General features: G+C 69.6%; 12 protein-coding genes. 4 read left to right on the top strand and 8 right to left on the bottom strand.

The features are described 5' to 3' along the window. Positions 1 to 12 precede the first annotated feature (12 nt). The 5 genes from IE660_RS14890 to IE660_RS14870 form a co-directional block, all read right to left on the bottom strand. Positions 13 to 375 (bottom strand): HesB/IscA family protein, encoded by a 363-nt coding sequence (locus IE660_RS14890; RefSeq protein ID WP_203569173.1) that lies wholly within the window; start codon positions 373 to 375, stop codon positions 13 to 15. 150 nt (positions 376 to 525) lie between these two features. Then, complete coding sequence (locus tag IE660_RS14885) at positions 526 to 1,941, bottom strand: phosphoglucomutase/phosphomannomutase family protein (protein WP_207731156.1); 1,416 nt, start codon at positions 1,939 to 1,941, stop codon at positions 526 to 528. Between the two features lie 96 nt (positions 1,942 to 2,037). Next, positions 2,038 to 3,123 carry a glycerate kinase gene (locus tag IE660_RS14880; protein ID WP_203569171.1) on the bottom strand — a complete coding sequence of 362 codons (1,086 nt, stop codon included), beginning with the start codon at positions 3,121 to 3,123 and terminating at the stop codon, positions 2,038 to 2,040. A gap of 33 nt (positions 3,124 to 3,156) precedes the next feature. After that, positions 3,157 to 3,456, bottom strand: a complete 300-nt coding sequence (pspAA, locus tag IE660_RS14875) for a PspA-associated protein PspAA (RefSeq protein ID WP_203569170.1) — start codon at positions 3,454 to 3,456, stop codon at positions 3,157 to 3,159. Next, the gene (locus IE660_RS14870; protein ID WP_203569169.1) at positions 3,453 to 4,349 is read right to left on the bottom strand and encodes a PspA/IM30 family protein; all 897 of its coding nucleotides are present in this window, start codon (positions 4,347 to 4,349) and stop codon (positions 3,453 to 3,455) included. The genes pspAA and IE660_RS14870 overlap by 4 nt, the downstream gene beginning before the upstream one ends. Positions 4,350 to 4,607: 258 nt before the next feature. Here IE660_RS14870 and IE660_RS16020 point away from each other — a divergent pair, with 258 nt between their 5' ends. Together IE660_RS16020 and IE660_RS14860 are read left to right on the top strand one after the other, a co-directional pair. After that, on the top strand, positions 4,608 to 5,324 hold the full coding sequence (locus IE660_RS16020) for a DUF3043 domain-containing protein (RefSeq protein ID WP_203569168.1): 717 nt from the start codon (positions 4,608 to 4,610) through the stop codon (positions 5,322 to 5,324). Continuing rightward, a complete protein-coding gene (locus tag IE660_RS14860) occupies positions 5,324 to 5,542 on the top strand; it encodes a hypothetical protein (protein WP_203569167.1) in 219 nt (72 codons plus the stop codon). Before IE660_RS16020 ends, IE660_RS14860 begins: the two co-directional genes overlap by 1 nt. Here IE660_RS14860 and IE660_RS14855 read toward each other — a convergent pair. From IE660_RS14855 to IE660_RS14845, 3 genes are read right to left on the bottom strand one after another with little or no spacing between them, the layout of a single operon-like run. After that, positions 5,512 to 5,853: a hypothetical protein gene (locus IE660_RS14855; RefSeq protein ID WP_203569166.1), complete on the bottom strand. Its 342-nt coding sequence runs from the start codon at positions 5,851 to 5,853 to the stop codon at positions 5,512 to 5,514. The genes IE660_RS14860 and IE660_RS14855 overlap by 31 nt on opposite strands. Then, positions 5,850 to 6,983 (bottom strand): glycine cleavage system aminomethyltransferase GcvT, encoded by a 1,134-nt coding sequence (gene gcvT / locus IE660_RS14850; RefSeq protein ID WP_328701989.1) that lies wholly within the window; start codon positions 6,981 to 6,983, stop codon positions 5,850 to 5,852. The genes IE660_RS14855 and gcvT overlap by 4 nt, the downstream gene beginning before the upstream one ends. Continuing rightward, entirely contained in the window at positions 6,980 to 7,780 is an 801-nt protein-coding gene (locus tag IE660_RS14845; protein ID WP_203569165.1) for a sugar phosphate isomerase/epimerase family protein, read from the bottom strand. The genes gcvT and IE660_RS14845 overlap by 4 nt, the downstream gene beginning before the upstream one ends. A 159-nt stretch (positions 7,781 to 7,939) precedes the next feature. On the opposite strand from IE660_RS14845, the gene IE660_RS14840 reads away from it, so the two are divergent. Together IE660_RS14840 and lpdA are read left to right on the top strand one after the other, a co-directional pair. Then, positions 7,940 to 9,457: a leucyl aminopeptidase gene (locus tag IE660_RS14840; protein WP_203569164.1), complete on the top strand. Its 1,518-nt coding sequence runs from the start codon at positions 7,940 to 7,942 to the stop codon at positions 9,455 to 9,457. Between the two features lie 4 nt (positions 9,458 to 9,461). After that, a complete protein-coding gene (lpdA, locus tag IE660_RS14835; protein ID WP_328701988.1) occupies positions 9,462 to 10,883 on the top strand; it encodes a dihydrolipoyl dehydrogenase in 1,422 nt (473 codons plus the stop codon). Positions 10,884 to 11,054 lie beyond the last annotated feature (171 nt).

Raw genomic sequence — 11,054 nt, 5'->3', positions numbered from 1 at the left:
ATCTGCCAGCGATCAGTGGAAGCTGTCGCCACAAGCGCAGGAACCGCCCGCGTTGGGGTTGTCGATGGTGAAGCCCTGCTTCTCGATGGTGTCGACGAAGTCGATGGTCGCGCCGGCCAGGTAGGGGGCGCTCATCCGGTCGGTGACGACGTTGACCGAGTCGTAGGTCTTGACCACGTCGCCATCGAGGGACCGGTCGTCGAAGTAGAGCTGGTAGCGCAGCCCCGAGCATCCGCCCGGCTGCACAGCCACGCGCAGCGAGAGGTCGTCGCGACCCTCGCCGTCGATCAGGGCCTTGACCTTCGAGGCAGCCTCGGTGGTCAAGATGATGCCGTCGCTGACGGCCTGCGGGGTGGTCTCGGTGGTGGTGGTCATCGTGGAGTCCTTGTCAGTCGCGATCGAGGACGACTCGTCGTCCGCCTCGTTGTGGGCAACAATGCAGCCGTCCGCAGCTATTCCCCGCACATGCTACCCGGCCGTGACCAGCGCACGTCGTCCTCGCGGACGGGCGAGCCAATCGCAGGCTCAGCGCACACCCAAGTGGGTGGCAAACGTCGCGCTGGCCTGCTCGGCCTGCTCTCGCGTCGGCATCTCGCTGAAGATCCGCAGAAGGGGCTCGGTGCCCGAGAACCGGACGACCACCCAGCCACCGTTGGTGAAGCGCACCTTGCATCCGTCGAGCCAGCTCACCTCGGCGACCTCGAGGTCGAAGGTCGGCAGGTCGCGGTCGACGAACAGCCGGCCCTGGATCTCGTGCTTGCGCGAGGCGTTGAACGCGTAGTCGTCCTCGACCATCACCAGTTCGCCGTACTCGGCGACCAGGTCGGCGTAGATCTCCGAGAGCTTCTTCTGGCGCACCGCGATCATCTCGACCAGCAGCGAGGCGGCGTAGATGCCGTCCTTGCCCTTGATGTGGCCGCGAACAGTCAGGCCGCCGGAGCTCTCGCCGCCGATGATGGCGTCGTTGGCCTCCATCGCCGACGAGATGTGCTTGAAGCCGACGGGCACCTCGATGCAGCGCTCACCGTGGGCCTCGGCCACCCGGTCGAGCAGGTGGGTGGTGGCCAGGTTGCGCACCCCCGGGCCCTTCCAGCCCTTGACGGTGAGCAGGTAGTGGTAGAGCAGGACGAGGATCTGGTTGGGATGCAGGAAGTGCCCTTGGTCGTCGATGATGCCGAGCCGGTCGGCGTCACCGTCGGTGCCGATGCCCAGGTCGGCCCTGCGGTCGACCACGGTCTGGGTGAGGGCGCGCAGGGTGTCGACGTTGGGTGAAGGAAGACGTCCCCCGAACAGGGTGTCGCGGCGGTCGTTGATCACCTCGACCTGGCAGCGGGCGGTGACCAGGATGGTCTCCAGGCAGGTGCGCGAGACGCCGAACATCGGGTCGAGGACGACCGAGAGGCCACTCTTGCGGATCGCGGCCATGTCAACCTGGTCGATGATCGCGTCGATGTAGTCGTTGAACGAGGTCAGCACGGTGATCAGCCCCTGCGCGACCGCCTCGTCGGCCTCCATGGTGACCACGTCGTCCTCTGAGAGGGCGTTGACCTGTTGCTGCAGTTCATCGGTGGTCTCGGCATCGGCGTCACGTCCACCGGCGGTGAAGACCTTGATGCCGTTGTAGAGCGCCGGGTTGTGGCTGGCGGTCACGGCCAGACCGTAGGGGGCGCCGATCTCGCGGGTGGTGAACATCACCAGTGGCGTGGGGGCCGGACGATCGACCATCTGCACGTGGATGCCGTTGGCGGCCAGCACCTGGGCGGCCCACCAGGCGGCCTCTCGGGACAGGAAGCGCCGGTCGTAACCCATGGCGACCTCACGCTTGGCGTCGGGTTCGAACAGGATGCGCTGGGCGAGTCCCTGCGCCAGCAGCGCGACGTTGGCCTTGGTGAACCCGTCGGCGATGATGGCACGCCATCCGCCGGTGCCGAACTCGATCATGCCCCCCACGCTAGGGCGGTGGTCAGGGCCGATGCGCAGAGCGCGCACCCCGGTTGCGCGCTCGCGCGAGCGGTTCGCACGCCGTGTCGGCGAGGGTCACCACGACCAACTGGCAGCGACCCTGCGGGCCAGCACCAACAGGTCGTCCTCGCTGACCGCAGGCTGGGTGGCGTCGGCAGCCGCGCCGTGAGCGTGCACGGGATAGGCAGCCTCGACGCCGATCGAGCGCAGTTCTCGAGACGAGATGAAGTTCTGCCCGGCGATCACCACCAAGGGCCGCAGCACCTGCTCGGCGACCTCACGCACCTCGGTGAGCACGTCGCCGCCCATCGAGCCGAAGTCGAGTCGGTCGCCGCCGGTGACCACCAGGTCGGCGTGGGCGGCGGTGCGGTCGAGACCGGACAGCTCGCGGCACAGGCCAGGACCTGACACCACGCGACCGCCCAGGGCAAGAACTGCCCATCCCACTCCCCCGACGGCACCCGATCCCGGAGCCTGGGCGAGGTCGCCGGCTCCGGCAGCAGCAGCGAGGTCGACCAGGTCCTGGTCGAGTCGCAGCATGGTGGCCGGGTCGGTGTGGCCGTGGGCGTGGGCCGCGCGCGAGGTGATGCCGCGCAGTCCCACCAGGGGAATGGTCAGTTCGTCCGCGGGGATGGCGAGCACCAGGTCAGCGCCCCGAAGCCTGCCGCGCACGGGGTCGAGGTCGAGGGTCTGCCCGGCCAGACCACCTGCCTCGAAGCCGGTGACCAAGCCCAGGTGGCGGAGCATTCCCAGTCCGCCGTCCTGCCAGGTCGGTTCGGCGACCTCGAGGACGATGCTGGTCAACGGCTGGTCGTCGTCAAGGTCGGCGAGCGCGGCCGCCAAGGCCTGCCCGACCACCGATGAACTGCCGTGCCAGTGCGGTGGCGGGGACGCCTCGAGGGGTGCGTGCAGGCTCACGCAGAGCCTGATCCCCGACTCACCTTCGCCACGGGCGATCGTCACGGCGCGGTCGGCGACCTGCACCAGGTCCTCGTCGGCACCCCACAGGTCTGCGAGCGCTTCACCGAGCCCGGCGCCGGCCTGTCCGATCGGGACGACGGCCACCTGGGCACCCCGTTCGGCCCAGGCTCGTCCGATCGCTGCACCGGCCGCCGACGACCGGATGCCGGGGTGGCGGTCGGTGACGACCACCACCCTCACGTCGTCACGCCTGCGTCTGCCGCCACCAATCCGTCAGACGACGTCGTCGGGAATGAGGCCGTCGTCGGACTCGCGAGCATCGAGGAACTCCTGCATCTGCTGCAGCGACACCGCCGAGTCGGGCAGGATCAGGTCGGAGTCGGCCAGCACGTCGTCGGGCACCTGGGTGCCGCGGCTGCGCACCTCGTCGAGCAGCTCGGTGAGCACGCTGGTCAGCGTCTCCTGGTCGCTGTCGGTCAGGGCGGCCTCGATCCGGTCGTCCAGATCATTCAGCTCGGGGAGGTCGGCCGGGTCGATCGTCCACTGGCCCTCGCCGATGATGCGGACGATCATGCCTGCTGCCCTCCCTGCGGAGCCTGCGGCTCGTCAACGGCCGGCGGCTGGTAACCGCCCTGGTCGCCGCCCTCGGCGGGAGTGGGAGCGTAGCCGGGAGCGGTCGGCTGGGCGTAGCCCTGGTCGGGACGAGCCGGCGTCTGCACCGAACCCGGGCCGATCTCGGCCTGGGGCTGGGCGGGGCCGCTGCCGAGCGACAGCTGCGCCTTCATCGCGGCCAGCTCGTTCTCGACCTGGGAGGTCGAGGCCAGCGAGTCGAGCTCGCGGGTGATGTCGTCCTTGTAGGTGCCGGTCGGATCCTCGAGCGCACCGGAGGCGAGCAGCTCGTCCACGGCCGAGGCACGGGCCTGCATCTGCAGGGTCTTGTCCTCGGCACGCTGGATGGCCAGGCCGACGTCGCCCATCTCTTCGGAGATGCCGGTGAAGGCCTCATTGATCCGGGTCTGGGCCTCGGCTGCGGAGTAGGTGGCCTTGATCGTCTCCTTGCGGGTGCGGAAGGCATCGACCTTGGCCTGCAGGCGGGTGCTGGCGCGCACCAGCTTCTCCTCCTCGCCCTGCAGGGCCGCGTGCTGGGTCTGCAGGTCGGCCAGCTGCTGCTGCAGGCCCGACTTACGGGTCAGCGCCTCGCGGGCCAGGTCTTCACGGTTGGCCTCGAGGGCGCGCTGGGCCGACAGGGTCAGCTTGTCGACCTCGCCGTTGAGCTGGTTGGCCTGGATCTCGACCCGCTTGCGGCTGGTGGCCACGTCGGCGACCCCCCGGCGAACCTTCTGCAGGAGCTCGAGCTGGCGCTGGTAGGAGTAGTCGAGGGTCTCGCGGGGATCTTCGGCGCGGTCCAGGGCCTTGTCGGCCTTGGCGCGGAAGATCGTGGCGATGCGAGCAAAGATGCCGGCCATGTACGGGGTTTCCTTCCACAAGGGTGTGTCGGCGACCACACGCCACCGACCATGCAGTCCCTAGCTTAGGTGGCCGAAGTGGCGCACGTCAGGGCACCAGCGGACGATCCGGGGACGAATGGGGGTAGTCCCCCGGGGTGAGGGCTGGCCGGATGCCCCTGTGGGACGATCTCGCGGCTGCATCTAGGATGGGCCTGACCGGCGGCACCAGGTACCGCCAGCCCTGTGCAGGGCCACACCGACACGACTGGGAGAACCGTGGCACTCTTCCGCCCCTACGAGCGCACCACCCCCAAGAAGACCGAGTCCACCGAGACCGCTGCGACGCAGTCGAAGGCTGCGGCCACCGTGGCGCCGTCCAGCCGGAAGTCCGCCAAGCCCGCGCGGGTGCCGGTCGCCGAGAAGGCGCCGACGTCGGTCGCGCCCGCCAGCGAGTCCACCTCGTCCGAGGCGGTGGGGACGACGGCCAAGGTGCGCAAGGGGTACACCCCCAAGAAGGCGCACGCCACCCCCACGCGTGAGCAGGCCGAGGCCGCTCGCCAGGAGCGGATCAATCCGGTGCTGTCGCCCAAGGACCGCAAGCGCCGGGCCCGAGAGGTCAGGGCCGAGGCCCGCGCCGAGGCGATGCAGCGCATGGAGGACGAGCCGATCAAGGTGCTGCTGCGCGACTACATCGACGCGCGCTGGACCGCGACCGAGTTCATGATCCCGATCATGATCCTGCTGCTGGCGGCCAACATCGCCTTCCTGCAGTCGCTGGTGATGACCCAGATCATCTCCGCGGTGGTGCTGGTGGTGTTCCTGGTCTGGTTCGCCAACGTCTACATCGTGTGGCGCGGCTTCAAGAAGGTGGCCCGTGAGCGCATCAAGAACCCGAACTTCCGGGGTCTGCTGGTCTACGCCAATGGCCGGATGATGACGATCAGGCGCTTCCGTCGCCCCGGTCCGCGAATCCCGCGTGGGGGCGAGTACTGATGGCCTGGATCTGGAGCGCCGAGCCCGGCCCGGGCACCGAGGTGACCGCTGAGGACCTCGAGGCGGCCGGCATCGGCACGAGGTTCGACGACCAGGCCGCCGCCGAGGCGTGGCTGGCCACTGACTGGGAGGTGCTCGCCGACCTCGGCGTCACCGAGGTGAGCCTGTTCGAGGAGGACCGGCTGGTCTACGGTCCGATGTCGCTGCTGGCCGAGTGAGCTCGCAGGCGGCGGTCCATCGCCACCAGCACCACTGAGAAGGCGATCAGCCCGACGCCGGTGCCGATCACGGTGGGACGAGACGCGCGCGCCGAGGCCTGCCGCTGCTCGTAGGTCTGCACCTCGTCCGAACTGGGATCGGTGAGCGTTCCCTTGCGGCAGGTGTCACCGGGTTGCATCACCTGCCCACGACAGGTCACGGGGCCCTGGCCGACCACGAACAGGCCGACCAGGACCACCACGACTCCGAGCACGCCGACGGCGATGTTCAGCCAGTGCTGCCGGCGGTGCAGTGCACCAGCGATGCTCACGCCTCGCGCACCCCGGGCTCGACGAACGGCGGCTTGACCACCTCGAACTGCTCGACCCGGTTGCGCACCTGCACCCCGACCTGGGCCCCGGGTTCGATCGAGGCGTCGACCAGGGCGAGCCCGATGCCCTGCTTCAGGGTCGGCGAGAAGGTGCCCGAGGTGACCTCACCGATCGGGGCACCGGACTCGTCCACCACGACCATGCCGGGACGAGGGATCCCTCGCCCGAGCGCCTTGAGGCCACGGCTGCGCCTGGCTGGGCCGGCCTCGCGGATCGCCCGCAACGCCTCCGACCCCGGGAACGGCTGGGTCTTCTTCCACCCGACCGCCCACGACAGCCCGGCCTCGACCGGGTTGATCGATGGCGAGATGTCGTTGCCGTGCAGCGAGTAGCCCATCTCGGTGCGCAGGGTGTCGCGTGCGGCGAGCCCGCAGGCCCTGATGCCGTACTGCTCGCCGGCGGCCATGGCCTCGTCCCAGACCTCGCCGGCGATCGCCGAGGGCACCACCAACTCGTAGCCGCGCTCACCGGTGTAGCCGGTGCGGCACACGGTGAACGGCAGTGGTCCGTCAACGGTGTCGCGCTCGACGAACTCGAAGCTCATGTAGTCGTGCCCGGTGGGCAGAACCATGGCCTGGAGCACCTCGTCCGACCTGGGGCCCTGGATCGCGATCACCGCGAAGTCGTGGTGCAGGTTGGTCACCTCGATGCCGTCGGGAGCGGCGGCATCGAGGATGTCGACCACCTCAGAGGTGTTGGCCGCGTTGGGGATGACCAGCACCTCGTCATCGCTGACCAGGTAGCAGATCAGGTCGTCGACCACGCCGCCGGTGTCGTTGCACAGCATCGAGTACTGCGCCTTGCCCGGGACGATCTTGCGCAGGTCGTTGGTCAGGCACCGGTTGAGGAAGTCGATCACCCCTGCCCCGGCGACGCTGGCCTTGCCCAGGTGCGACACGTCGAAGATCCCGACGGAGTCACGCACCGCGTGGTGCTCGGCCAGCACGCCGGAGCCGGCGTACTCCAACGGCATGGTCCATCCGCCGAACTCGGCGAACTTCGCGCCGGCCTCGACGTGGCGCTGGTGAAGGGGTGACTGGAACAGGTGCGAGGTGGGAGCCCCACTCACCCGAGGGTCTCCTTGAGCCAGGCGTAGCTCTGCGTGATGCCGTCGAAGGTGTCACCCTCGTAGTGGTCGAACTCGATCACGGCGTAGGGGATGTCGAGGTCGGCGGCGAACACGTCGGCGAGCTTCACATCGCCCTGGCCGGCCGGGGCCTGGTCCTTGGGCAGGTTGGCGGCGGTGGTGCCGGGACGCAGGGGGCCGTCCTTGGAGTGCACCGCGATCACCCGATCGCCGAGGCGGGTCAGCAGCTCGATCAGGTCGGCGCCACCGGCCTGGGCCCAGTACAGGTCGACCTCGAGCTTGACGTCGGGATCGAGCTGCTCGACGAACAGGTCGTAAGCCGGACGGCCGTCGATCTCGGCGGTGAACTCGTGCTCGTGGTTGTGGTAGCCGACCTTGAGGCCGTAGTCACGGGCCTGCACGGCGCGCTCGTTGAGCTTGGTCGCGGTGCGGGTGACGTCCTCGGCGGTCTGCCACTTGGCGGGCGCGACGAACGGGTCGATGACAACCTCGACGCCCAGCTTCTTGGCGGCCTCGAAGGTCTCCTCGACCGGGGGCACCGAGAGCAGGCCGTCGGGGGTGGCGACGCCGGCGTCCTCGATCAGGATGGCGTGCGCGGTGGGCGACTTCAGACCGTACTTGTCGAACGCTGCCTTGAGCTCGTCGACCCGGGTGACGAAGTCGAACGCCTCGACCGTGGTCAGGCCGATGTCGGCGATCTTGGCCAGCGATCCGTCGAGGTCGGCTGCCAGTTCAGGATGGATCGAGTACAGCTGTACGGAGATCTCCGGGGTGCTCATGGGTTCCTCACTTCGTCGTGTCGGTCAACGGCTGGCTCGGCAGGTGGGACACCGGGACGAACCACTGTCGAGCACCAGCCTAGTCGTCCAGACTGACGGTGCGCCGCCGAGGTGGCCACTCGGTAGGCTTCCTGACGAGCCGTCCACCGAAAGGGAACCATGTCAGCGCTGTCGACCCATCGCGCCCCCCAGCTCACCCTCACCGGCCAGGTGCCGTCGTCCGTCGACGTGCTGGTCGTGGGTGTGGCCAGTTCGAACGACAAGGACGTCGTCGTCGGCGTCCCCGCAGACCTCGAGAAGGGCTGGGCCAAGAAGCTGCCCGGTGACCTGACCGACCTGGTCGCCGACCTGGGCGGCAGCTCCAAGGCCAACGATGCTGTCGTGCTGCCCAAGGGGCTGCTCGGCCAGAGCGTCGTCGCCGTCGGCGTCGGGCCGGTCGAGGTGACCCCGAACGCGCTGCGCGAGGCCGTCGGCGTCGCCGTGCGCAAGGCCGCCGGACTGGCCAAGGACGCCGACGTCAAGGTCGCCGTCTCGCTCGACGCCACCGACCCCGAACTGCTCGCCGCGATCGCCGAGGGCGCCCTGCAGGGCGCCTACACCTTCACCAAGGTCAGCGGCGCGGACGCCCCCACGCGCGTCACCGAGGTCGCCGTGGTCTCGGCCGCCAAGGGCCGCGACGTGAACCGCACCGTCGAGGAGTCGGTGAACCTGTCGGCCGCGGTCAACCTGGCCCGCGACTGGATCAACGCCCCGGCCAACCTGCTCTACCCCGAGGTCTTCGCCAACGAGGCCCGCGACCAGTTCAAGGGCATCAAGAACGTCACCGTCGAGGTGCTGGACGACAAGACCCTGGCCCGCGAGGGCTACGGCGGTCTCAGTGCCGTCGGTGGCGGCTCGTCGCGTGGCCCCCGCCTGGTGCGCGTGGAGTACAAGCCGCGCGGCGCCAAGCAGACCCTCGCCCTGGTCGGCAAGGGCATCACCTTCGACTCCGGTGGCCTCAACATCAAGCCGTCCGAGGGCATGTACACCATGAAGTGCGACATGTCCGGCGCGGCCGCGGTGCTGGCCGCCACCAAGGTGATCGCCCAGCTCGGGCTCAACGTGCACGTGATCACCTACGCCGCCATGGCCGAGAACCTGCCCAGCGACACCGCCTACCGCCCCAGTGACGTGCTCAGCATGTATGGCGGCACCACCGTCGAGAACGTCAACACCGACGCCGAGGGACGCCTGGTGATGGCCGACGCGCTGGCCCGCACCAAGGGCGATGCCGCCGACCTGGTGGTCGACGTGGCCACCCTCACCGGTGCGTGCATCGTCGCCCTCGGCAACCGGATCGCGGGCCTGATGGCCTCCGACGACGAAACCGCCGACCGCATCCTCGACGCGGCCGAGGTGGCCGGTGAGCAGTTCTGGCAGCTGCCGATCCCCGACCAGCTGCGCGCCACCCTCGATTCCAAGGTCGCCGACCTCAAGTCCGGTGGACCGCGCTGGGGTGGGGCGCTGACCGCCGCCGCCTTCCTGCAGCGCTTCGTCGCCGAGGGCCAGTCGTGGGCACACCTCGACATCGCCGGCCCGGCCTGGAACGAGGAGTCGGCCTGGGGCCACGTGTCCACCGGAGGCACCGGCTTCGCCGTCTCGACCCTGGTCGCGCTCGCCGCCGGCATGGAGGGCTGAGGCGGTGGCCTCGTCCTCGACCGGGAGCGCCACGCTGACCGCCAGCCACGACCTGGTCGTGCTCGGCGGCGGCAGCGGCGGCTACGCAGCAGCGCTGCGGGCCGCCCAACTGGGGCTCGACGTGGCCCTGGTCGAGGCCGACCTGCTCGGCGGCACCTGCCTGCACCGAGGCTGCATCCCCACCAAGGCCCGACTGCACGCCGCACACGTGGCCGAGGCCACCCGTGACGCTGCCCGGGTGGGGGTGCGGGCCAGCTTCGAGGGTGTCGACCTCGAAGGGGTCAACGCGTTCTCCGACCAGGTGGTCGGCCGACTGCACAAGGGGCTCCAGGGGCTGGTCTCCTCTCGTGGCATCGCGCAGGTGCACGGCCGAGGACGCCTCGTGGTCGACCAGACCGGCCCGGCGGTGCAGGTCGGCGACACGCTGGTGCGTGGCCGGCACGTGGTGTTGGCCACCGGCTCACGGCCCCGCACACTCGGGCTGCCGATCGACGGCGAGCGGATCATCACCTCAGACCACGCGATGACCATGACCTCGCTGCCGCGGACCGCGATCGTGCTCGGTGGCGGGGTGATCGGGGTGGAGTTCGCCTCGATGTGGGCCTCGTTCGGGGTCGAGGTGACCATCGTCGAGGCACTCGACCGGCTGGTGCCGGCCGAGGAACCGACCATCGCCAAGGCGTTGCTGCGAGCCTTCGGGCGGCGCGGAATCACCGTGCACACCGGGGTTCCAGTTGCCGGCGCGACCGCGGGTGACGAGGGTGTCGAGGTGGCCCTGCAGAACGGCACGACGCTCTCGGCCGACCTGCTGCTGGTGGCGGTGGGACGAGAGCCGGTCAGCGACGACCTGGACTTCGAGCAGGCCGGCATCACGCTGCGCGGACGCCACGTCAGCGTGGACGAGAACCTGACCACCTCGGTGCCGCAGGTCTCGGCCGTGGGCGACCTGGTCGCCGGACTGCAACTGGCCCACCGCGGCTTCGCCCAGGGCATCTTCGTCGCCGAACGCGTCGCCCACCTGCAGGGTCACACCCGCGAGCGGCCTCGTCCGGTGCGCGAGGACCAGATTCCCCGGGTCACCTACTGCTCACCCGAGATCGCCTCGGTCGGGCTCACTCGCGCCCAGGCCGAACGCGACGGTGCGGTCGAGGTGGTCGAGTACCAACTCGGCGGCAACGGACGCTCCCAGATCGTCGGGACGAATGGCTTCGTCCAACTGGTGCGCCGGGCCGACGGCGCTGTCGTCGGTGTGCACATGATCGGCGACGGCGTCTCGGAACTGATCGGCGAAGCAGCCCTGATCACCGCCTGGGAGGCTCGTCCCGACGACTTCGGCGGACTGATCCACGCCCATCCCACCCAGGGGGAGGCAATCGGCGAGGCGATCATGGCCCTGGCCGGGGCGCCCCTGCACGCCCACTCCTGAGGCCGGTGCCCCTCCCGGCGGCGGTGGCTGCGCCACCCAGCCGCGGGGGCTAGGCTGACGGAGGTAACCACAGCAAAGGAGCTTCCACTCTCATGTCGACCGAAGTCACCCTTCCCGCACTCGGCGAATCCGTCACCGAGGGAACCATCTCCCGCTGGCTCAAGCAGGTCG

Origin of the sequence: Aestuariimicrobium ganziense (assembly GCF_015352975.1) — a bacterium.
GTDB lineage: Bacteria > Actinomycetota > Actinomycetes > Propionibacteriales > Propionibacteriaceae > Aestuariimicrobium > Aestuariimicrobium ganziense.
The sequence above is the reverse complement of the archived record's forward strand: the minus strand, read 5'-3'. Positions and strand labels throughout refer to the sequence as shown.